Source organism: Pontibacter sp. FD36, from assembly GCF_015686655.1.
Taxonomy (GTDB): Bacteria; Bacteroidota; Bacteroidia; order Cytophagales; family Hymenobacteraceae; genus Pontibacter.
Genome location: NZ_JADPMP010000004.1, coordinates 66,609 through 88,375, shown reverse-complemented (window position 1 = coordinate 88,375; position 21,767 = coordinate 66,609). Strand labels below are relative to the sequence as shown.

At 52.0% G+C, this 21,767-nt stretch carries 21 protein-coding genes; 7 read left to right on the top strand and 14 right to left on the bottom strand.

Annotation, left to right across the window (positions count from 1 at the left end; genetic code table 11):
- Nucleotides 1-1,362 carry an NAD-dependent succinate-semialdehyde dehydrogenase gene (locus tag I0P70_RS06665; RefSeq protein ID WP_196115826.1) on the bottom strand — a complete coding sequence of 454 codons (1,362 nt, stop codon included), beginning with the start codon at nucleotides 1,360-1,362 and terminating at the stop codon, nucleotides 1-3.
- 256 nt (nucleotides 1,363-1,618) lie between these two features.
- Between I0P70_RS06665 and I0P70_RS06660 the strand changes: the two genes are divergently transcribed.
- From I0P70_RS06660 to I0P70_RS06640, 5 genes are read left to right on the top strand one after another with little or no spacing between them, the layout of a single operon-like run.
- Nucleotides 1,619-2,239: a DUF2064 domain-containing protein gene (locus I0P70_RS06660; protein ID WP_196115825.1), complete on the top strand. Its 621-nt coding sequence runs from the start codon at nucleotides 1,619-1,621 to the stop codon at nucleotides 2,237-2,239.
- A 57-nt stretch (nucleotides 2,240-2,296) separates the two neighbouring features.
- The gene (locus I0P70_RS06655) at nucleotides 2,297-2,632 is read left to right on the top strand and encodes an arsenosugar biosynthesis-associated peroxidase-like protein (protein ID WP_076422597.1); all 336 of its coding nucleotides are present in this window, start codon (nucleotides 2,297-2,299) and stop codon (nucleotides 2,630-2,632) included.
- A gap of 3 nt (nucleotides 2,633-2,635) precedes the next feature.
- Nucleotides 2,636-3,700, top strand: coding sequence for an arsenosugar biosynthesis radical SAM (seleno)protein ArsS (gene arsS / locus I0P70_RS06650; protein WP_196115824.1), 1,065 nt, complete (start codon nucleotides 2,636-2,638; stop codon nucleotides 3,698-3,700).
- Nucleotides 3,681-4,229: a rhodanese-like domain-containing protein gene (locus I0P70_RS06645; protein WP_370583185.1), complete on the top strand. Its 549-nt coding sequence runs from the start codon at nucleotides 3,681-3,683 to the stop codon at nucleotides 4,227-4,229. The genes arsS and I0P70_RS06645 overlap by 20 nt, the downstream gene beginning before the upstream one ends.
- On the top strand, nucleotides 4,222-4,827 hold the full coding sequence (locus I0P70_RS06640) for a TIGR04282 family arsenosugar biosynthesis glycosyltransferase (RefSeq protein WP_196115823.1): 606 nt from the start codon (nucleotides 4,222-4,224) through the stop codon (nucleotides 4,825-4,827). Before I0P70_RS06645 ends, I0P70_RS06640 begins: the two co-directional genes overlap by 8 nt.
- Before the next feature lie 3 nt (nucleotides 4,828-4,830).
- Here I0P70_RS06640 and I0P70_RS06635 read toward each other — a convergent pair whose 3' ends face one another.
- A complete protein-coding gene (locus I0P70_RS06635; protein WP_196115822.1) occupies nucleotides 4,831-5,997 on the bottom strand; it encodes a murein L,D-transpeptidase in 1,167 nt (388 codons plus the stop codon).
- A 204-nt stretch (nucleotides 5,998-6,201) separates the two neighbouring features.
- Here I0P70_RS06635 and I0P70_RS06630 point away from each other — a divergent pair, with 204 nt between their 5' ends.
- Nucleotides 6,202-6,885, top strand: a complete 684-nt coding sequence (locus tag I0P70_RS06630) for a DUF2461 domain-containing protein (protein WP_196115821.1) — start codon at nucleotides 6,202-6,204, stop codon at nucleotides 6,883-6,885.
- Between the two features lie 5 nt (nucleotides 6,886-6,890).
- Here I0P70_RS06630 and I0P70_RS06625 read toward each other — a convergent pair whose 3' ends face one another.
- The 7 genes from I0P70_RS06625 to I0P70_RS06595 form a co-directional block, all read right to left on the bottom strand.
- Entirely contained in the window at nucleotides 6,891-7,484 is a 594-nt protein-coding gene (locus tag I0P70_RS06625; RefSeq protein WP_196115820.1) for a hypothetical protein, read from the bottom strand.
- Nucleotides 7,485-7,494: 10 nt separating this feature from the next.
- Nucleotides 7,495-8,031 carry a hypothetical protein gene (locus I0P70_RS06620; protein WP_196115818.1) on the bottom strand — a complete coding sequence of 179 codons (537 nt, stop codon included), beginning with the start codon at nucleotides 8,029-8,031 and terminating at the stop codon, nucleotides 7,495-7,497.
- Between the two features lie 240 nt (nucleotides 8,032-8,271).
- The gene (gene bla, locus I0P70_RS06615) at nucleotides 8,272-9,054 is read right to left on the bottom strand and encodes a subclass B1 metallo-beta-lactamase (RefSeq protein ID WP_230392043.1); all 783 of its coding nucleotides are present in this window, start codon (nucleotides 9,052-9,054) and stop codon (nucleotides 8,272-8,274) included.
- 117 nt (nucleotides 9,055-9,171) lie between these two features.
- Nucleotides 9,172-10,032: a CPBP family intramembrane glutamic endopeptidase gene (locus I0P70_RS06610; protein WP_196115816.1), complete on the bottom strand. Its 861-nt coding sequence runs from the start codon at nucleotides 10,030-10,032 to the stop codon at nucleotides 9,172-9,174.
- Nucleotides 10,033-10,059: 27 nt separating this feature from the next.
- Nucleotides 10,060-11,418, bottom strand: a complete 1,359-nt coding sequence (locus tag I0P70_RS06605) for a hypothetical protein (RefSeq protein WP_196115814.1) — start codon at nucleotides 11,416-11,418, stop codon at nucleotides 10,060-10,062.
- Nucleotides 11,415-12,896, bottom strand: coding sequence for a cellulose synthase family protein (locus tag I0P70_RS06600; protein ID WP_196115812.1), 1,482 nt, complete (start codon nucleotides 12,894-12,896; stop codon nucleotides 11,415-11,417). The genes I0P70_RS06605 and I0P70_RS06600 overlap by 4 nt, the downstream gene beginning before the upstream one ends.
- Nucleotides 12,897-12,916: 20 nt before the next feature.
- The gene (locus I0P70_RS06595; RefSeq protein WP_196115809.1) at nucleotides 12,917-13,609 is read right to left on the bottom strand and encodes a glycosyltransferase family 2 protein; all 693 of its coding nucleotides are present in this window, start codon (nucleotides 13,607-13,609) and stop codon (nucleotides 12,917-12,919) included.
- A 135-nt stretch (nucleotides 13,610-13,744) separates the two neighbouring features.
- On the opposite strand from I0P70_RS06595, the gene I0P70_RS06590 reads away from it, so the two are divergent.
- On the top strand, nucleotides 13,745-14,233 hold the full coding sequence (locus I0P70_RS06590) for a peroxiredoxin (protein WP_196115807.1): 489 nt from the start codon (nucleotides 13,745-13,747) through the stop codon (nucleotides 14,231-14,233).
- Nucleotides 14,234-14,311: 78 nt separating this feature from the next.
- Here the strand turns inward: I0P70_RS06590 and I0P70_RS06585 are convergent, their stop codons facing one another.
- The 5 genes from I0P70_RS06585 to I0P70_RS06565 all read right to left on the bottom strand — a co-directional run bounded on the left by I0P70_RS06585 (nucleotide 14,312) and on the right by I0P70_RS06565 (nucleotide 21,702).
- Complete coding sequence (locus tag I0P70_RS06585) at nucleotides 14,312-14,893, bottom strand: hypothetical protein (RefSeq protein WP_230392042.1); 582 nt, start codon at nucleotides 14,891-14,893, stop codon at nucleotides 14,312-14,314.
- A 148-nt stretch (nucleotides 14,894-15,041) separates the two neighbouring features.
- Entirely contained in the window at nucleotides 15,042-15,617 is a 576-nt protein-coding gene (locus I0P70_RS06580) for a hypothetical protein (RefSeq protein WP_230392041.1), read from the bottom strand.
- A gap of 144 nt (nucleotides 15,618-15,761) precedes the next feature.
- Complete coding sequence (locus I0P70_RS06575; RefSeq protein WP_196115804.1) at nucleotides 15,762-16,001, bottom strand: hypothetical protein; 240 nt, start codon at nucleotides 15,999-16,001, stop codon at nucleotides 15,762-15,764.
- Nucleotides 16,002-16,211: 210 nt separating this feature from the next.
- Entirely contained in the window at nucleotides 16,212-19,835 is a 3,624-nt protein-coding gene (locus I0P70_RS06570) for a T9SS-dependent M36 family metallopeptidase (protein WP_196115801.1), read from the bottom strand.
- A gap of 508 nt (nucleotides 19,836-20,343) precedes the next feature.
- Nucleotides 20,344-21,702 carry a neutral/alkaline non-lysosomal ceramidase N-terminal domain-containing protein gene (locus tag I0P70_RS06565; protein WP_196115797.1) on the bottom strand — a complete coding sequence of 453 codons (1,359 nt, stop codon included), beginning with the start codon at nucleotides 21,700-21,702 and terminating at the stop codon, nucleotides 20,344-20,346.
- Between the last annotated feature and the right edge of the window lie 65 nt (nucleotides 21,703-21,767).

Genomic DNA, 21,767 nt, shown 5'->3' with positions numbered 1-21,767 from the left:
TTACCCCACCCAGATACTCTTTTGGTTCGTGAATTCCCGGATGCCAATGTAGGAGAGCTCTCGGCCGTAGCCTGACTTTTTGATGCCACCAAAAGGCATTTCAGGGCTGGAGGCGACCATGGCGTTTACGAACATGGCGCCTGTCTCTACCTGTCGGGCGACCCGCAGACCACGTTCCTGGTCACTGGTGAAAACAGTACCGGCCAGTCCATACTTGTGGTCATTGGCTATCCGGATGGCTTCTGCTTCGTCTTTCACCACAAACACAATGGCAACTGGCCCAAACAGTTCGTCTTCGTAGGCGGGTGAACCGGGCTTCGGATCCTGGATGATCATCGGTTTGAAATATGCAGAGTCTTTTTCGTGACCGCCTTCCAGCACGACTTTGGCGCCTTTTTGGATGGATTCCTGTACCTGTTGCTCCAACTCCTCAGCCAGGTCTTGGCGGGCAAGCGGACCGTAATCGCAGTCCTCTGTGAGTGGGTCGCCGGTGCGGAGAGCCTGCATTTTCTCCTTCATCTTCTTCAGAAAGGCATCGGCTATACCTTCCACCACAATGAAGCGCTTCGCTGCAATGCAGCTCTGGCCCGTATTGACCATGCGCGATTTTACGGCAGTAGCGGCGGCGGCTTCGAGGTCGGCATCTTCGAGGATGATAAAAGGATCGCTACCGCCCAGTTCGAGCACGGTCTTCTTGATCTCGCTACCCGCTTTTTCGGCTACTTTGGAGCCAGCGCCTTCGCTGCCGGTCAGAGTTACGGCCTTCACAATGGGGTTTTCAATGATCGCATCTACCGCCTTCGAGCCAACGAGCAAGGTATGGAACACATCCTTCGGAAAACCTGCCTTGTGGATGATCTCCTCAATGGCCAGTGCGCATTGCGGCACATTGGAGGCATGTTTGAGTACACCTGCGTTGCCGGCCATCAGGGCAGGAGCCAGAAAGCGGAAAACCTGCCAGAAAGGGAAGTTCCAAGGCATGACGGCTAACACCACACCCAGTGGCTGGTAAGCGATCAGGCTGCGGCTTGCTCCGGACTCCACTTCTTCGTCTTTCAGGAAATCAGCAGCGTGTTCAGCGTAGTAGCGGCATACCTTGGCGCATTTCTGTACTTCGGATATGGCATCCTTCAGTGGCTTGCCCATCTCTAATGTGATGATGCGCCCGTACTTTTCAGCTTCCTCCTCCAAAATGTCAGCACAGCGGTTCATCAGGCGGGCTCTTTCCTCAAAACCGGTGTTTTTCCATTGCTGAAATGCCTCGTCGGCTGCTTTCAGTTTCTGCTGCACCTGATCGGAGGTATGCTCCTCAAATGTTTTGATAACTTCGTTAGTTGCAGGATTTATTGTTTGTATCGCCATTTGTTTCAGATTCTAGGTAAGATGTGCTGTAAATATACGGTTGATAGACTATTTATGCTGCCAGAGACAATAAACTGATAAAAAAAGGGTTAAATAAAGTGTTGCTAAAGTTCTATTTGCGGGGTTTTGCGGATATTGTTACTTCTTTCGCAAATATTCCCTTTTTTATAGATTGTTTCTTACTAAATTGCCTTCCATTAGAGTTTCTAAGGGATTTCACTCCAGACGTAAAAACTCTTTATTTTAAATTTTTCTTTTGAATACGCTCCAACACGATACCGTCATTTTGCTGTTTGCCCAGACTCCTGAGCAGCAGATCCGCTATAAAACGTTCACGCAGGAGCATGGCCCTGAACTGAACAAACAAGCGGCTGACCTGCTGTTGCAGCATACCCTGTTTGTGGCCAAGGGCTCCGGTATTCCGCTGGTAGTGATCTACCCGGAGCGGCAGGAGGGAAGCAATTTCGGGGAGCGCCTGGCAAATGCCTTTCAGGAAGTTTACTCGATGGGCTACCAGCGTGTAATCTGCATTGGGGCTGACTGTGTAGACCTGACCCCGGCAGACCTGCTGCTGGCCCAGGATGCCCTTAGCGAAGGCCGGATGGTCGTGGGACCGGGTACAAACGGTGGCGCTTACCTGGTGGGCCTGCACATTGACTGCTTCGACCCCGAGGTACTGGCCATGCTCAACTGGCAAACCGACGAACTGCTGAACGAACTCGTACTCTATGGATACCGCATGCAGGCCAGCATGGGTAGCCTGACGGTACTCGACGAAAAGACCGAAGCAGGCAGCGGAGCTGACCTGTCCCGCCAATTGAATATCCTCCCCGTATACCATCATCTGCACAGGCAACTCAGCGCTATTCTGAGCTAACCAAACAGGAGTCTTGGTTTCTTGTTACCTTTAAGGTAAATAAGACTTTATTTTTCTATGGATAATACGTATTACAATCCGGCGGACCTGAAGAAATTCGGGAACATCAGTGAGTTGCAGCCAGAGATGGGCCGCAAGTTTTTCGACTACTACGGCGAAGTTTTCAAAGAAGGCGCCCTGACCGAGCGTGAAAAAGCCCTGATTGCCCTGGCCGTGTCACATGCCGTGCAGTGCCCTTACTGCATTGATGCCTATACCTCTGACTGTCTGGAGAAAGGTGCCGACGAAAACCAGATGATGGAAGCCGTGCACGTGGCCGCCGCTATAAAAGGAGGTGCTGCGCTGGTACACGGTGTGCAGATGATGAATAAGATCAAGGACCTGACGATGTAGCCCATGCCTATACCTGTTAAATCGCTGAAGGCGCAGCAGCACCAGTTTGCCAACCCGGCTTTTCAACTGGAGGTGCTGCAGCATGCGGGAACGGAAGAAGGCGATTTTCCACTTTTCGGAACCAAGTTGCTCGAGCACGAGCTATACCCTTTGCGACCTACTGGCACCACCATTCTGCAGGTCAACGTAGGCAAGATGTGCAACCAGACCTGCCGCCACTGTCACGTAGACGCCGGTCCGGACCGCAAAGAGATCATGCCACGTGCCACCATGCAGCTTTGCCTTGATGCGCTTGCCAAATCCTCGCAACTCACTACCGTGGACTTGACGGGCGGTGCGCCGGAGATGAACCCGGATTTTCGTTGGTTTGTGGAGCAGCTGTCTGTGATGGGGCGGCAAGTCATCGTGCGCTGCAACCTCACCATCATCTTGGCCAACCCCAAATACCACGACCTGCCGGAGTTTTTTAAGGAACATCGGGTACAGGTAGTTTCCTCTTTGCCATACTTCTCGGCTTCCCGCACCGATGCTCAGCGTGGTGATGGCGTGTTTGAGAAATCCATCAAAGCGCTGCAAATGCTTAACAAAGTCGGTTACGGACAGGAGGGAAGCGAACTGGAGCTGAACCTGGTCTACAATCCGTCGGGTGCTTTTCTGCCAGCCAGTCAGAAATCGCTGGAGGCGGAGTTTAAGCGGCGATTGAGGAGCGCTTACGACATCGAATTCAATAGCCTGTTCTGCATCACCAACCTGCCGGTAAGCCGCTACCTCGATTACCTAATAGAAAGCGGAAACTATAGCAGCTACATGGAGAAGCTGGTGACGGCCTTCAACCCCGTGGCGGCGGCTAATGTGATGTGCCGGAATACCGTTTCAGTTGGCTGGGATGGTGCACTGTACGACTGCGACTTCAACCAGATGCTGGAGCTCAAAGTACAGTCCGGTGCACCGCAGCACATCCGCGACTTTAACCTGACCCAGCTCGACGGAAGGCAGATCGTGCTGAACCAGCATTGCTACGGTTGCACAGCCGGGGCTGGCTCCAGTTGTGGCGGATCTACTGTCTGACATGCTGCCTATGCGCTATACCTGGCATCATCGGCTATACCTGATTTTAATGCTCTGCCTGCTGCTATCGGCCTGCAAACAGCCTTCCGATGGGGCTTACAACCTGATGCTCCGGCAGCTCTACAGCCACAATGTGGATACCATTTCGGCTATACAAGTGCAGCAACAACTGAGGCAAGGTATAGCGCCTCTGCTACTCGACACCCGCAGTGAAAGTGAATACCAGGTGAGCCACCTGCCCGGTGCAAGGTATGTGGGCTTTGAAGACTTTGACCTTTCTGACCTGAATGACGTACCCCCAAATACACCCCTCGTAGTATATTGCTCGGTCGGCTATCGCAGCGAAAAGGTGGGAGAGCAGTTGCAGGTAGCAGGCTATGCCCAGGTACGAAATCTGCATGGCGGCTTATTTGGCTGGGTGAATCAGGGACTGCCTGTTTATGACAAGCAGGGACAAACCACAAAAGTGCATGGCTATACCCGCGCCTGGGGCGTATGGCTGCGCAAAGGAGAGAAAGTATATGACTGAGAAAAACCTGTTGATGCTCTTTGTCCGCAATCCGGAGCTGGGCAAGGTGAAAACCCGCCTGGCAGCCAGTGTGGGACCCGAAACGGCGCTCGATATTTACCTGCACCTGCTCCGTCACACCCGCGACATCACCCAGCACCTGCCGATGGATAAAGTAGTGTACTACTCCGAAAAAGTGGAACAGGACGACCTCTGGCCCACCAGGCACTACCAAAAGAAGCTGCAACACTCCGAAGGTGATTTGGGCGAGAAAATGAAACTGGCCTTTGAAGCGGCTTTTGCCGAAGGCTATACCTCGGTGGTCATCATCGGCAGCGACTGTCCGCAACTTACTTCAGACATCATCAGCCAGGCATTTGAAGAATTGAAGACGCACGAAGTAGTCATTGGTCCGGCCTTAGACGGTGGTTACTACCTGCTCGGCATGAAGCACTTGCATTCTGCGTTTTTTGAGAACAAGCGCTGGAGCACAGAGCATGTTTTTCCTGATACCCTGTACGACATTGAGCGGCTGCACCTGAGCCATACCTTGCTGCCCTACCTTTCGGATGTGGACAAGCTGGAAGACCTGCAGGAAAACTGGCCGGAGCTGGGTTAAAGACTACTGCCCCAGCCCAATTTCCTCCAGCCTATCATACCCATAAATATCCTCCCGAAACTGAATGACCGAAAACTCGTCTGCCCAGGCTGTCATGTAAACAATGATTAGCGGCACAGGCTTTTTGAGTCGAATGAACTGCTCGTCCTTTTCGGATGCCAGGACCTTCTCGATGCGATGGTCTGATAGCCCGCTTCGTTCCTGCAGCAGGTATAGCGCCAGGTCTTCAGGGTTTTGCAGCCGGATGCAGCCATGGCTGAAAGCTCTTTTCTCAAGAGAAAACAGGTGTCTGTCTTTAGTGTCGTGCAAGTACTGGCTCACGCGAGTATCGAAAAGAAACTTCATTTGCCCCAGTTCGTTATGCGGCCCCGTTACCTGTACGATCCGGTAATTGAAATCAGCAGCGCTTATGGTGCTCCAATCCACATCCCAGGGACTTATCTTTTGCCACCCACCCAGCGACTTGGGCCTGAAAAGCTCCATGTCACGGCTCTCTAAGTAGCCGGGATTGCGTTTGAGGAGGGGCAGGATTTCTTTGGAAGCAATCGAGTTAGGAATGTACCAGTAGGGGTTGAAAACAATCGTATGCAGCCTGGTATGGTTGACGATGGTGGGCAGCGTTGGCTTGCCTACAATAGTGCGCAGGTATAGCTGCACGCTGTTTTGGTCGATCAGCCGCAAGGTATAGTCTGGTATGTTGACAATAATGTAGGGCTGTGGGAGGTCGCGGCTGAAGGCTTCCCAGCGGTATAGGCTGTTCTGCAATTGGCGCAGTCGCTGCAGGGGTGGCACATTAAGCGCAGCCACGGTGCGAGGCCCTACAATGCTGTCGGCTTCGAGTGCGTGCCTTGCCTGAAACCGCACGACGGCCGCTGCAAGCTTAGGGGTATAGAGCGTTGTGCTATCGGCGGTGTCAGAGCTGGCCAGGTCGCCGGTCAGGAGCAGATTAGCGCGCAGGTCTGGGGTGTGCCGGCTGGAGTCACCGGGGCGGAGCAGCAGCTTATCGGGGAAGGTATGCCAGGTGCGATTGCTCAGGTCCTGGTAATGCGCAATGGCCTGCCGGAGCTGCTCTTTCTGATCCGGCACCAGCAGCCATACCTCCGTAGAGTCGCTGGCTATACCCGAGAGTGAGTACAGAAACAGCGAAACAATGAAAAGCAGGCGTGCCATGGGCGTAAAGAAAGCGGTGGTATTAAAATGTACGCAAGCGGTAAAAATAAGACGCTAGCCTCTCTGTTTTAACAACTTACAGGATAGATTGGTTTGCTTGCAGGAAAGGTATAAATTGGCTTATCCGGCATGGCCATAAACAAAGCCGACGGAAGGGCTGTATAATAGCCCAATGCATCGCTAAAAGCACGACGAAACCAGCCCATGGCAACAACAATAGACAAAACTACACTGGCCTTTCTGGCCGATCTGACACAAAACAACAACCGCGAGTGGTTTCAGGAGAACAAGCCCCGCTACGAAGCCGCCCGCAAAAACTACCTGGGCTTTCTGGATGAACTGATGGAGGAGATGGCGCTTTTCGAGCCTGTGGCGATCGGGCAGAAGGGCAAAGACCTGGTGTTCCGGATTTATCGAGACGTGCGCTTCTCCAACGACAAGCGACCGTACAAAGATCATTTTGGAGCCTACATAGCCGAAGGCGGACGAAAGTCTATTTTGCCGGGCTACTACCTGCACCTGGCTGCCAACAACAATTCCTTTCTGGCTGGAGGTCTGTGGATGCCACCTGCTGATTATCTGAAGGCGGTGCGTCAGGAGATTGATTACAACGTGGAGGAGTTGGAACGCATCATTCAGGCGCCATCGTTTAAGGAGCGCTTCGGCAACATACAAGGGGAGCAGCTCAAGACCACGCCAAAAGGCTACGACAAAGACAATCCCGCCATCGAGTACCTCCGCTTCAAAAGCTGGAATGCCACCATGCCGCTACCAGATAAAGTGGTGCTCAGCAAGGATTTTATGAACACGGTGCTGGAGGGATTCAAAGCGGTGAAGCCTTTCAATGATTTCCTCAGGGAACCGTTGAGGGATATTGGGGAAGAGTAGTTCTTTTACTTTATCATCCACAATAAAAAAAATCCAAATGCCAGAAAAGTAGCTAGCATCAGGGAGCAGCCAGGCTTAGTTGCTTCCTGATGATGACTTCCGTCAGGGGTGAAAGTTTTCAATGGAGAAAAGTCTTGTGTTTCAAATTGAGGCTCATAAAAAGAAAACTCCTTTTCACCTAAAACCTGATACTCCTCACCGGAAGCGAAGCCCATTTTGATGGCACTTTCATGTCCCTCGAAGACTGCACACACATTGTCGCCCTCTGTATCCTGCTCTGATACATAGACTAAAGCTCTTTGACCAATATACTTTTGGGGTAGATTATCTTCGGCTGTTACGGTCCAGTACCCAAGAACCTTCGCTTTGAAATTATCAACTTCGGGGTATGTCAGGTAATTCACGAAATATTTGAATCTCTCAAAATCAGGCTGATTTGAAAAATACAGCATATAGAGATCCTCTTTGACAGTTGACTTCTTTACTGTAATTCCGTCGGTAAAACCAGACTCAGCGTAAAGATCAGTCAGTTGTTGAACAGCACTAGCTACATCTTCCTGTCGCGGGCCATAAAGCAGTATGTAGTTGGATGATTCCATAAATATCAAATTATTCCAAGGTCATTGTCATGGTGCCTAGATCGTAATAGCCTTTAAAGCTTTTCTGAAGCAGAGTTTTTCCGTTGCACTTATATTTCAGGTCGCTTGAGATGATGATCGAGTCCCCGTGCAGCTGGTACTTAAACCCTGATGAGGTGGAACTGTTACGGCAAGGGGTATTTGGGCTTTCGGCAGCAACAACCGGCGCAAGTACCTTTCTCCAAAATTCAATTCGGATCAACTGCCCATCGACTTGCTGGTATTTCCTAAATCGTAGGGCCAGCGAATCGTTATGGACCTTGAACAGCCGGGGTTTGGTGCTTATGATAGTAATATGGTTTTTGCCAAAATAAGTATAGGCATCGTCCTTGTATAGCTCTTTGCAGTTAATATCAAGCTTAACCGGATAGTGATTGGCCATCCACACCTGAAAAAACTGATCGACTGTCAGCTCGGTAACATGCTGTAACTGCTCTCCTTTACGGACTTGATTCGTACTAACTGTGCTTTTGGAAGATTGGCAACTAATCAAAACGTTCAGTGCCAAGAGACAACTAAAAAGCCATGTTTGGTATAGCGGTCGATGCTCCATATATGCCTGTAGTTTGCTGCAAACCATGTAAAAATGCTTAAGTCACCAACCTGCTGTGTAATGCGGAAAGTCAGCATAGTAACGCTATACCCTACAGGCATTCGAAAGCTTAATGTTGAACACCGAGGAGTACTGAGCCATTAATTTCCCATGGCGCAAAAAAGAAATAGGCAAGTATATTACTCTAGCAATATATCATTTTTGCTCAAACAGACGAATAGTGTAGTCGAATAATTGTTGTCCCCCCGCTTTGCCGTGGCCCGGTATAACATGCTTCACTTGTGGGAAAGAAACTTTCAGCTTCGCCACCGTTTGTGGCCATGCCACCGTGTCGGCATCGGCCAGGTTGCCTTTGCCAGCGCCCTGTTCCTTGATCAGACAGCCGCCAAACATAGTTTCCGCCTTCGGGAAGTAGCCAACTACATTATCGTGCGTGTGTCCATTGCCAGGGTATATAACCAGTACTTTTTCATCTCCGACTTGCAAAGTCAGCTCTTCTTCGAATTCGTGCTTTGGCACGGCTGTATCGTGGGTTTTAGCTAAAGCTATGGTCCTATGGCTGGCGTAGGAGGGAATGCCCCTTTGCTCAAAGGCCCGCAAACCGCCCAGGCAGTCGTCGTGAAAGTGCGTGGCGACTACCGCTTTTACTTTGCAACCCATGGTTTGCTCCACCCAGTCGATTAGCTCCAGGGAAGCTTGGTCTGTTGGCGGCGTGTCAAAAATGATGGCTTCCTGCTGATCGATCACCACCATACCGTTGCAGGGTACTTTGCCGAAACTCTGGGTTTCCAGGAAGGACAAGTGTTGGTATACCTGGTCTGCTATCTTTTGTACTTCCAGTGTTTCGGAGGTATAGCTCTGGCTGTCGCTGGCGGCTATACCTGAGTTGATCTTTTCCGCAGCAGCCCGCTCGTCAGTTGACTTAGGAGATTGGCAGGAGAGGAGGGAGATGAGCAGGAGCAGGTGGTAAGGTTTCATGGACAAACAATTATAGGCATTGTGTTTATAACTCCAGTCATAGGTTAATATTTGAGCAGGAGCAGGGACAACTAATTTTATAAGATTATTCAGCATTGGCGGAGGTATAGCAGCTGCTCAGTACAGTTGATGATTATGAAGCTGCTGTTTCGTTACTGGGACTAAGCCAGGTATCTTGCTCCAGAAAATCGTAACGGCAAAAGCAGCGATCATGTAGTAGAGCTTAAAATCCGAATCAGTGCTCACCAAAGGCAGCCCATAGTTCAGAAAGGCATGGAACATGGTTAGAAAAAGGAGGTTTCGGGTGCGCAGGTATACCAAAGTCAGTAGCAATCCGCTCATAAACAGTTGCGCCTGGGTACTGATCATGGTAGCGAGGGCAACGTCAAACCGGAAAAGATCTCTGGGGAGGTGGATCAAAGCAAACAGTAACTGTGTGGAAAGTACGGCGAGCAGTAGGGCCACAAACCTGGAAGCTATTTTTTGCCGAAGCAGCAGGTAAGCCTGTGGTATAAGGTATACCCTGAACAGCAGCTCTTCTACAAAGGCATTGAGCATGATGTTGAACGTGAAAACGCCTAAGGTTCTGGCAGTAGCTCCGATAGTCGCAAATTTAGCATGAACCGCTAAGCCATCCGTTCCTAGTAAAGCACCGATTGCCAATGCAACCGTTACGGCCAAGTATAGGAACGCCGCCACTGCAAACCCGCTGGCAATATCCCGGCCTCTCAGACTCAGGTGCTCAGGTTGTACCGGGTCCCGTTTCTGTATCAAGTGAAGAAACACAAGCCAGCTCAGGTATACCACTAGCACCATCCCTACAAAGTATAGCTGATTATCGAGCACGTCACGAAGCTTGTCAGACAGGAAGAGTAAGTTGAGCAGCGAAGTGATGCATAGGATACCTGCCAATACCAGTACAAGGGTCTTGGTCCTGCTGCGAGGTATGCTTTCGAAGTACTGGTAGAGCTTTTCCATGCTGGTGAATAGTATCAGGCTTAAAGATCACTTCGTTTGCACAACACTTTGCCGGGGCAGGTTGGCGTGTTTTTTCTGTTGGCGGTACAGGTATAGCTCGGCCAGCAGCCAAAGTTCGACCAGGGTATACTCCAGGGCCACAAGCCACAGATTTTCAGTATAGGCACTGGTGCGGTAGGCGGAGTAGCTGAAAATAGCCAGGCAGCTCCAGACAGTGGCATAGCGGAAGTGGCTCAGGGTGGTCAGCGCAACAAGCGTCGTGATGTACCAAGGGTGCACCGTGGTGGCCAGCAGCAGGTATACCGTGAGGGCCGCCGCCATGTAGCCGGCCAGTCGGCGCACCGAGCCCAGCTTCTTCACCGCGGCCATCGACAAAATAGCTAAAAATGTTGCCAGCGAAAGCAGAGGCCCAATCACAGCAATCTGATTGTAGCCTGTCAGCTGGTAGCCAAGCCAGCGGAGCAGGTAGTAGACGCTGGCATTGAACTCAAAACGCTGAAAATAAAGATCGATGCTCTGCCAGATATTGTGCAGCACCTCCCACGAAAGCAAGGGCAGAAAGAGCAGCAACAGAACAACAGTCATCACTACACCATAACTGATAAAACGCTTCAGACCCAGCTTGCGCCACACAAAGGGCAGGAACATCAGCGGCAGGAGCTTGCTGCCGACGGCCAAGGCAAAAGGCACCGCCGCGATGAGGTAGCGCTGGTAATGCAGTTGGTACAGGAAGAGCAGCAGGAAAAAGATCAGCAGCGCCTCCATGTGCAGGTTTCCCGTAAGCTCGAGTATCACCAATGGATTGAGCGCATAGATGTGCACGTAGCGATCGGGCAGGGCCATGCGGCGCAACAGGCGGAGCAAAAGCAATATGGAGCCTGTCTCGGCAGCCAGGATGATTACCCGCATCACCAGGATGCTGCCCGTCAGGCTATCTGGCGGGAGGGCGGCTGCCAGCCAGAATACACCTTGCAGCACTGGTGGGTATACCGAAAAGTAATGCTGGGAATTGAGCTGCAAAAACAGTTCAGCCGTAAGGCCAGGTATAGCAGGGGCCTCTTCGCCTACGAACTGTGCCGGCAGGTATAAGTAAGGGTTCTCACCGGCCAGCAGTAACCGTCCGTCCCACACGAAGCGGAAGTAATCGTCGGATAGTGCAGGTATAGCAAACAAGAACAGCAGTCTGAAAAACAGCCCGGCCCCGATGCCGTGCCATACGTTCAACTTCTGGTTGGTGACATAGGCGTAAATGCCGAAAGCCAGCAAAGTGAGGAGGAGCAACTGCGTGAAGTTCTCGCGTGGCGTTGCATAGCCCAGCGCCAGGTATACCAGGGCCGATATCCCCAGCAAGGAATAAGTTGCTATGTGCTTTCGGGCAAGGGTCATGCGCGGCGGCTATGGTTGAGCGAGTATACGAAAACGGCACCAAAACCGAGCATCAGCATCACATGAAAAGGCAGCAAACCGTAATCCTGCAGCTGAAATCCCATCACGACACCGTATCCGAAATAAAATGCCAGCAGCCCCTCGAGCACAGTAACCGGATGGAGGCTGGTAATGGCATAGGCGTGCTGGCGCCAGGAGTCGTGGCGGTGCTGCAGGTTGTGCTTGGGTGTGCGGATAAATGGCGTTTTACGGCCCAAATAGCCCTCCAGCACTGCCACCGTATTGTGCAGCGACATCCCCATAGACATCGAAAGAAACAAGAAAAACTCAGGTATAAAGCGCCTGGTGGTGTACCATACTGAGCCTGTTCGCTGGTACAGGGAGGTCCAGTAAAAGGCCAGCAGGGCAAGCAGACTGATGATCAGCAGGGAGCCCAGTGCGAAAAGCAGTTCGAGCCCCGGCACACTGTGTTTCAGGTATAGCATCGGGAGGCTGAGCAGGGCGGTGAGCAGTACGCAGACGAATATGCTGCTGTTGAGCAGGTGAAAGACCGCATGAATACGGGTAGAAAATGGGATGGAGGCGTGTAGTACTTTGCCCAGGTGTTTGCGGGCGGTTTCGGCAGCGCCTTTGGTCCAGCGGTACTGCTGCGACTTAAGTGCTCCCATGGCAGCAGGCAGTTCTGCGGGGGCTTCTACACCCTGTAGGTAGCGGAAATGCCAGCCCCGCAACTGGGCGCGGTAGCTCAGGTCCAGATCTTCGGTCAGCGTGTCAGACTGCCAGCCACCGGCGTCCACGATGCAGCTTTTTCGCCATACTCCGGCCGTACCGTTGAAATTGATAAAGTGCCCGCCACTGTTGCGCCCGACCTGCTCTACCGTAAAGTGCGCATCCAACCCAAAAGCCTGCAGCCGGGTGAGTAGCGAGTAGTCCTGGTTCAGATGGCCCCAGCGGGTTTGCACGACCCCTACCTGCTCGTGACTGAAAGCAGGTATAGTGCGCTTGAGAAAGTCGGGTTGCGGAACAAAATCAGCATCGAATATGGCGATGAAGTCGCCGGTAGCTTGCTGGAGGCCATACTGCAGGGCACCGGCTTTGTAGCCGCTGCGGTCAGGGCGACGCACATGCTCCAGGCGCAGACCCGTGCTGGCGTAGTGGGCTATTTTCTGTTGAATGAGCAGGCTGGTGTCGTCAGTGGAGTCGTCGAGCAGTTGGATCTGCAGCAAATGGCGGGGATAGTCGAGGGCGGCCACGGCGTCAATCAGGCGCTCTACCACGTAGAGTTCGTTGTAGAGCGGGAGTTGTACCGTCACGGCAGGCCAGGTAAAGCTTTCGTCAGGTATAGCCTCGGGTGCAGGTATAGTTTTCCGGCGGGTCCAGTAGAGGTAAGTGAGGTGCAGCTGCACCAGGCTGTAGCAGAAGATGAAGGCCAGGCAAAGACCATACACGGCAACAAGAAGAAGCTGAGGGATTGTCATGCGGTGGCGCTGGTTTTAGGCTACAGGAGCTTAAATATAGTCAATATAATCTTATACCCGGCCAGCACAGAGCCCTTCACCGTACCCGATACCTTCGACACCCCGATGCGCTTACGGTAGTTTACAGGCACTTCTGCATACCTTACCTTTTGCTTCGCAGCCCGCGCCTGCATCTCTACTGTGCAGCCGTAGTTGCGGTCGCGCATGCCCAGCTGCTGCAAGGTGCTGAAGCGGATGGCCCGGAAAGGTCCGAGGTCGGTATACCGGACGCCATAGAGCCAGCGCAGCAGGGTAGTGGCCAGCCAATTGCCGAAGATCTGCTGCGGCATCAGAGACCCCGCCTCCCGCTGCCCCAGTACCCGGGAGCCGATCACCAGGTCTGCCTTTCCCTCCAGAATAGGCTGTACCACCTGCGGCAGCTCGCCGGGGTAGTCGGAGTAGTCGCCGTCCAGGAACACGATGATGTCTGGCTGCTCCTGAGTGGGCTTGTTGGCTGCGTAAGCTATACCTTTGAGACAGGCATTGCCATACCCGGGTAGGGGCTCGTGGAGCACAGTGGCACCGGCGGCCCGGGCAACTTCAGGGGTGCTGTCCGAGGAGTTGTTGTTCACCACGATCACTTCCTGTACCAGTTCGGTAGGTATGTCGCTGATTACGTGTGCAATAGATTTTTCTTCGTTGTAGACAGGTATAATGACGCTGATTCGGGGCATGCTGCAAATTTGTGCAAAAAATATATGCTAAACTATTGAAGGTCAGGTATGGCTTTTGTAGTAAGAAGTGTATTAACTTTGCAAATTGAACCTTCCGGTATCAGAAAGGTTTTTAGAGAGTAGCTTTTTTAAATTATGAGTAGAGAAGTAGTTAAGATTGGAGATAAAGCCCCTGATTTTGAATTGCAGCGATTGGATGGAGGGTTTTTCCGACTTTACGAGTTGTTGAAGAAGAAAAACGTGGTGCTGTACTTTTATCCGAAGGACAGTTCATCTGATTGCACCAAGCAAGCCTGTGAATTCAGGGATCACTATGATACCTTCCAGGATCTGGAAACGGAGATTGTGTGCATCAGCTACGACAAGGCCGACGCCCACAAACGCTTTGAGCGGGTGTATCGTCTGCCTTTTACCCTGCTAAGCGACTGTGACGCTCAGATCCGGAACCTGTATGGGGTGCCGCGTAAGTTCGGTATCATGCCGGGCCGCGCCATCTACGTGATCGACAAGAAAGGGGAGGTGCAGTATGTGTTCAACTCGCTGTCAAAGCCAGCTGAGCACGTGCAGCAGGTACTGGACGTATTGGACGACATAAACCACGACAGCGTAGCCCAGTACGCCTAAGTTATTTGTATCACTTGAATAAAGCCAAAAGGCCCGGTGTTGTTCGCACCGGGCCTTTTGCATGTTCTTTTTTGGGGGCTAGAATATCAGTTCCAGCTTTTTGTCATTGTAAAACTCCACGCTCAGGAAGCCGCGCTCCTTGGTGAACAGGATGCGTTTTACGTTTGTCGCCTTGCTTGCGTCGTTGTTTATCACTTCATACACATCGGTATACAGCACATCGTTTACCTCAACTGATGGGTAGGTGGGCTGGCCCGGGTTCAGTTTGTACTCGCCGCGTCCATTCACCGCTACCGACACCTCCATGCTGTTTTCACGCTTCAGAAAATAAGTAGCAATGCCCGGGCTAGCGTTCGTATTCGTGTTGCTTCTGGCAATATCCTCCATCACGCTGTAAGCCTGCACATCAAAGTGACCGATGCAATTATCGGAGATGTTGTAGCCTTCGCCTGGTACCTGCTCCGCTATCAGCGCTGTGTTAGTATACGTAACGGTGTCACCTGTTTCGTTCAGAAAACGGATGGTGTCATTGCGGTCATAGACCAGCCATTCCACATCTTTTTCGTCAAATTGGGTAGTAGTGGTGTCGCAGTCTTTGCAAGAGGTAAAAAGAAGTGTTGCCAGAATAAATACTCCGAAAAGTTTAATACTGTGTTTCATTAGGGTGAAATTTGATTGTAATGGTAAATGTTTAATTGTCGCATATCAGGTATAGCCATACCTAATGGTAAGATTCGTTTTGGAGGCAAAGCGTTGCAAGCCGCTACAAAAATTATTGTTACAACTTGGCTGGTAGGGTGAGCAGGGCTTAAGGTGCGTATCGGGTAAAGGTGCGGCCATTGAAATAAGCCACCTGCAGAAAGCCAAACTCGCGATTGAACAGGATGCGGCGCACGCCGGTAGCCGTGCTATCCGGATTTGTCAGATCGAACACATCCTGGTAAGTTACGCCGCCAACGGGAAGGGTGGCATGGTCTGGTGTGTTGACATCTGGTATGCGAAGCTCAGCTCTGCCGGCTACTACCAGGCTCACACGTATAGAGTCAGGCATGCGCACGGCTACAACTGTCAGAGCTGGAAAGCGACGGTTATTGTGCTGCATGACACTGGTGCGGCGGGTATAGTACTGCTCTATGCACACATCAGCCGGGCCAAATCCGTCGCCAGGTATAGGATCGGAGTTAACCCGGGTGTTCAGAAACACGCGAATTGTATCCGGTGTGTTACTGTCAACCATGAGGAGGCTGTCCCGGGCATTGTACACGGTCCAGCTGCTATTGCCATTTTCAAACTGCGCTACTTTTGTTTCGCAGTCGTTGCAGGAACTAAGCCACAGAGAAGCGCCGAACAAGGACAGGTATAGTAGTAAGCGAATTGACTTCATAGGTTCATAGGCTATACTGCAAATTAACGAACTTAATCCGGTTGATAGTCTATAAAACGCAGATTAGTGAATGGAGATGGGCAGAAAATGAAAGCAGCCGGGTGTTTGCCCGGCTGCTATTCAAGTTAAATCACACTGAAAATTTTATTCTCGAACCCTTACCCATACAGGCTCTGGTTTGAGAGCTGGTCTGAACACCAGCCAAAGTATTACACCCAGCAGGGTACCCGTCATGAAAGTCGGAACTACTACCAGCCATCCCATCACACCACGGCTTTCCGCATCATGGTAGGTCCACACCAGCATAAAAATCACCAGTAAAGAGTAAATGGTAAAGGTTAGAAAAAAGAGTAAACTAGCTATATCAGGCAAAATCGTTTCCATTATCAAATATTTAAGTATCACATAAAGAGGAACATAGCCCCTACATTATATTAAACCTGAAAAGCTATGGATTTGTTTATAACTATTCTAATACAATGATATGAATATGGGTGATATGGAAATGATATATTGTATTTATTCTTCCGGTATGGTATAAAAGGAGAAAAGCCACCCCCATGGAGGGATGGCTTTTGCTCGGGGTTTATAATATTATTTTCTGATGATCACCTTGTGGGTACTGCTCTTGTCACCATTTAGTACCGTGAAATAATAGATGCCATTTGTCAGATCCTCCAGCGGTATAGTTGCTCCGCTACCTGCGTCTTCAGCTGCAATTTCGTGTTGTGCCACCTGCTGTCCCAGGGCGTTGGCAACGGTGACCAGCACAGGGCCAGCTGCTTTCTCCGCCAGCTTCAGTCTGATTCTGTTCTGAGCCGGGTTCGGGAACAGTATTTCGCGTGTTTCAGCAGCTTTGGCCGTGAGCACACTGCTCTGCGACAGACTGCCTGCTTTCAGCACGAGCGTTTCGGTGGTCGCACTGGCATCTCCTCCAAACCGGGAGGTAACGTAGGCCGTGCTGGTTACCACAGTCGGGTTCGACACAATGTCCACGTCATCCACATACCAGCCGGTAGCACCCGTGAGTACATCGGAGCCCATGCGGAAGCGGATCAGCACGTTTTGTCCTTTGTAGCTACTCAGGTCCACAACGGTTTGGATGTAGCCGTCGCTGTTGCCCGTAAAGGCCGGCCCCACGATGGTGGAGGCGTTGAGCAGCGGGATTTCACTGTTGTATCCGTTTTGGATCATTTTACTGCCCAGGTTGCTCCAGGTGAGGCCACGGTTGGTACTGATCTCGACGACGCCGCCGTCGAATCCGTCTTCGGTGGCATAACTGTGCCAGAAGCGCAGCAGTGCATTTTCGCCTACAGCAACCGGTTGCGCCGTGATCAGGTACTGATCGCTGAAGGCGTCCGGGTCCACAGCAAACCAGGAGCTCGTGCCGCTGTGTGGGTTCTTCGTGCTCAGTTTCCAATCACTCAGGCCAATGCCGCGGGTTGTCTTCCACTTACCGCCGCCACTTTCCATGTCATCGTGGAAGAACACGGTCGTGCCGGTGCCTTTGTTCACGCGCACCTTGAAAGTACGCTCCAGTGTCTCACCCTGCGCCATCTTCACCGATTTGAAAGTAACCACACCTTTTGTCAGCTTAGGGGCGTCTGTGCCTGACTCCTGTACAAACACAGTACCTTCTGGCAGCGGATTGGTGATCGATACATTATTCACAGCGCCTTCCGTTTCATTCTTCACGGTGATCTTGTAAGTCAGTTCCGCCCCGTCAGTCACCGGAGAAGGGGTGGCCTGCAGCTTAATGGCAAACTGCGGCTCGCAAGACGGAGGCATGTCAAAAGCTTCGGTGCCGTCGGTGAGGTCGTTGTTGCTGCCCTGTGTGGCGCTGTAACCTAAACCGCGCTTGGCAAAAGCTCTCCAGATATGGCACTGGTTGGCGCCGCCGTTGTTGATGCGGTCGGCAGCCAGGATGGCGTCACGGGCATCAATAAAACCGGGGCTGCAAGGCTGCAGTTTCAGGCCGTCCATGACCAGCTGCAGGGCAATGTTGTTGCCACCTTTGCCATTGTGCAGGTTCGGGTCATAGCCATACTCCTCAATCAGGTTCCAGGTCATATCCCAAAGCATCGTCGCCCAGATGAAGCCCACACCATGCGGCACAGAGATCTCCGGGTTGGCGATCATCTTGTAGGTATAAGGGTTGATGCCCATGTCGGTGCTGTAGGGGGCAGGGCGAATACCGTTGCCGTCCGTACCCTCGGACATTACATAAGTACCGATGCCACGGCGCTGCGTACCGGTGTCACCATCGCGCATGGTCATGATCAGGCCGAAGAAGTCGCTCCAGCCTTCGCCGCCCTGCTCAGCACCTGACAGACACTGCGTGCTCGGGCCACCGGTGAGGCGGGTAGAGATACCATGACCGTATTCGTGGGCGATGATACCGTTGTCCAGGTCGCCGTCACGCATCGGAGGTACGCCACCTTCCAGGCGGAGGGAGCCGGTCAGACCCTGTGCCAGGGCTGCTTTCAGTTTATCGCCGTCGGCTTTGCTGATCATGATAGCAGGTATCAGCACAAGCGCACCTGTTTCATCGCCGCCCATCGACATGGCCGGACCGTCTATGTTGTTCACAACGATAACTCCCGTGGCACCCGAAGCCTGCGCATTGAGCGCCTTGGAGATGAAAGAACAGTCGCCGCGGTCTACCAGGGCAATATTACCAGTGATTTCCGCCTGGTTGTTGAATGGCAAAGGAACAGAACCAGCCGGCAGCTCAGGAGCACCGTTACAGCCATTTGCCGGGTCAGCCATCACGATCTTGCCGGATACGCCCTTTTCATCAATCGCCGGACCAAAAGCCGCCTGCACCCCGGTATAAGAGCCCGCTACCGAGGAAGGAGCTGTGATGTGAAGCAGTTTGGCAGGTACGGAAGAGGTCCACAGGTACATCTGCATGCGGCCAGGTATGCCGTCCTGCAGCGTCAGGAAGTTGGCATTGTTGGTACCGCCGCCATCCTGTGCCTCCGCCATTACAGCGTCGAGTCCCATACCTTCACCAGAGAAGTTTTTCTGCTGAAAATTGCCACTGGCTTCGTCAAAACCATAAAGGTAAAACAGGTCATGGATGATGTTGTTCCAGTAAAACAGGTTGGTAGTGGCTGCCTTTACATAAGTATCCGGTTCTTTGGATAGGTCAAGCGGAAAGTCGAAGTTAAGGCCGAAGCCGCCGTCCGGGCTGGTGCCGGCATTGGCGCCGAGGCGGTCTTCGTAGGCGTGCACGTTGTTGCCTTTGGTGATGGTGTAAGACAACAGGCCGTCGTTGTGCCAGCCTAATGGAGAGGCAAGCGGGTTTTCCTTGCCGGACACCAGGGTTCTGTCGCCATGGCTTGGTGTCTCGAAAGGTGCATCGTATACGCGGTAAGTACCGCTGGAGGCAACTGCAGCAGCCACGCTACGCGGTGCGAAAGCCTGGGTATAGAAGTCCTGCTGTGCTTTCAGGCGCTCAGCTTTCGTCGCTACGCGGCCCTGTCTGTTCTGCTTTACAATGGCCATTTTCTGGTGCGGGTCGTCCGTTACCACAGGCAGTCCCCAGTTGTCGTGAATGACGAGGTCTTGCTGCTTCAGTACCTGCCCGGTGGCAGCATCGATGCGCATGTTCCAGTAGTGCTGAGCGTCGGTGTTGTAGATGTCCACTTCCCAGGCCAGGCGCACATCACCGTTTGGCATGGGCTGGTACACCAGCTTGGCAGGTATAGGCTCCAGCGAAATTCCTCCATCGGTCAGCACCACGGCCTTGGCGGCGGCAGGTAGCTTAGGGGTAGGGACTTTGCGCTCTTTTAATTTGATCGTCTGCTTAGGTGTGAGCTTGAGAGCGGCGGCGGCTGCGTTGGCGGCCCGTTCAGGAGAGAGGGCTGCCGCATTGCCCTTGATGGCACCGCGCAGATTAGGTATAAAGCGGTTGCCCATGTTGATCACATTGCCCTCACGGTCGATGTTGATGTTGATGTTCGCATCCACCACTTCAATGCCCTGGTGGCGCTGGCGGAGGTAAATGTGCGTGATGCCGTTGTGCTTGGAGGTATACTGGTCAGTGACCACATAGTCGGAGAGGTCGGCGGCATTGAGCTTGTAGTCCGCCTTGGTTTGGTCGATGTGCCGCAGGGCGACGTCGAGGGGAGACTGGGCACGTACATTGCCCGATGCCAATAACAGAATCAATCCCAGTAGATACAGGGGATTGCACGTTAATTTTAGTTTCATAGAGGAGAGATTAGAATTAGAAATGCTACATAAGGTATTCTTTACTAGGTGTTGTAGATTGGATTTTGGTGTCGTGCTTTGTATTATATAAGTATGGGTGATCTGTCGAAAGCAGGAGAATCTAAGTAGGCATTTTCCTGCTTTTCGCTGACATTGATGCATTTACGATGCTGGATAATATCAGGATTTGTGCGTCATAACATCGTTGTATAGCTGATTGTATGCCTTTTTGCACCTTTTGGAGATTCTGTTTGGGGAATTTGCCAGGCTGTATGAAACTGCCAGTTCTGAAAGCGTTTTGAGTGTTACGAAGGGCGAAAGTGAAGGAATGAGAAGTCGGGAGGGGATAATTTTACAAAGATATTACGGCTAAGTATTGTATTATTTTATAAAGTCCGATTGGGTATAAAAAATAAGGAATAGGATATAATCTATCTATAAAGCGTTGTTCTATAACTGGAATATTGGACTAAAATTCTTTGAAAAAAAAATTAAACATTTTTACGGATCAGTTGTTTCGTCCGTCATCTGGCTGATAACTGCGCATTATCTTTTCCAGAATCTCTGTCAGATAGCTTCCGCTTTGCGGACCATAAAAGTTCATGGAGCGGGTCTCGTATTTCTTTAAATGATAATGCCGGTCAGGTGTTATATAGCCGATGTACCCGCCATTGAACCCGGTCACGACTACAGGCCGACCTTGTTGCTCCAGTTCAGGTATAAGCTCGCCCGAATAGTCAGCCGGTACGCCAAGCAGCACTGCATCGCCAAGCAGCATACTATTAATATAGGTCGGGTATTGGCCTAACAGCCCATTAAACAAAAATGGAGCAAAACGGTAGTTGGCATTGAGACGCCACTGCGGCCGGGGCAGCAGGAGGGTATGTCTTCCGTAACCGAGCGGAGCAGTGGGTTTAAGCTTAACTGCCGGCAGCTTCTCCACTATGGCAGCTGCCAGCTGCTGTCCGACGGTAGCCGTACTCTCGTAGGTGTCGCCGTGGGGTGCCACTACGGCCTGACTGCCAACCGCGCCAGCTGCAAAAGCAGCAAAGTCCACACTTTTTTCCAGCTGGTCCACCAACTCTCCCGGATAGTCTCGCGAGAGCACCGGGTCCATAGAGGGCAGGATGGTGGGGTGTGCTGCGAAAGTGGCCAGAACGGCTCTTTTACCGGAAGTCTGCTCTATTTTGAAAAAACGAATGGTTGTATCTCTTCCCGTTAAAGAACCTGTCAGGCGGTTGCGTACCAGGTGGGGCGCATAAGCGATGCCGTATCCGAGTCGGGAGGCTTGCTTGTTCTGCCTGGCCAGCTGTATGCTCTGCACAATATGGGCGGTTGTTTGCTGCACCAGTTGCCTGCTATACCTGCCAGCCATGAGCCGGCCTACCAGCTTTTGTCCCCAGCCTCCGAAGCTAGTATGCGTATGGGTGGCGCTCAGGTATACCTGTCCGGGACTGAGTCCCAGCGCTGCATATTCCTCCTCCAACGCAGCAGCCACCGTCATCGGAGCAATGAGCATATCCAGGGCCACAAAAATGACCTCTGCCTGGCCGTTGTCAAAAGCAAAGGTGCGAACCCACACTGAGTCGTGCACTGTGCTATACCGGAGCCCTTTGCGTTTGCCGTAGCCAGCCAGTGGACTTCCCACGGGAGGAGTGATATTTACTTTGGCCCAACCAACCTGTAGCGAGTCCCCCTCCCTGGCAACTGGAGGCTGTTCTTCGAGCGCCTGCAAGGTATGGCGGTAGTAATTGGTCTCTGCGTAGGGGGTATGGTCAATGCGCTGCACCACACAGCTCTGCATCGTGCAAAGCAGCAGGCTGAGCAGCGCAAACAAGCTGATCTTATCGTGTTTCAGGAATCTCAAGCTTACGAAGGTATAAAAATATTAAGCAAACAGTGCGACAGCCTTTTAAGGGCGGAGGTTAATTT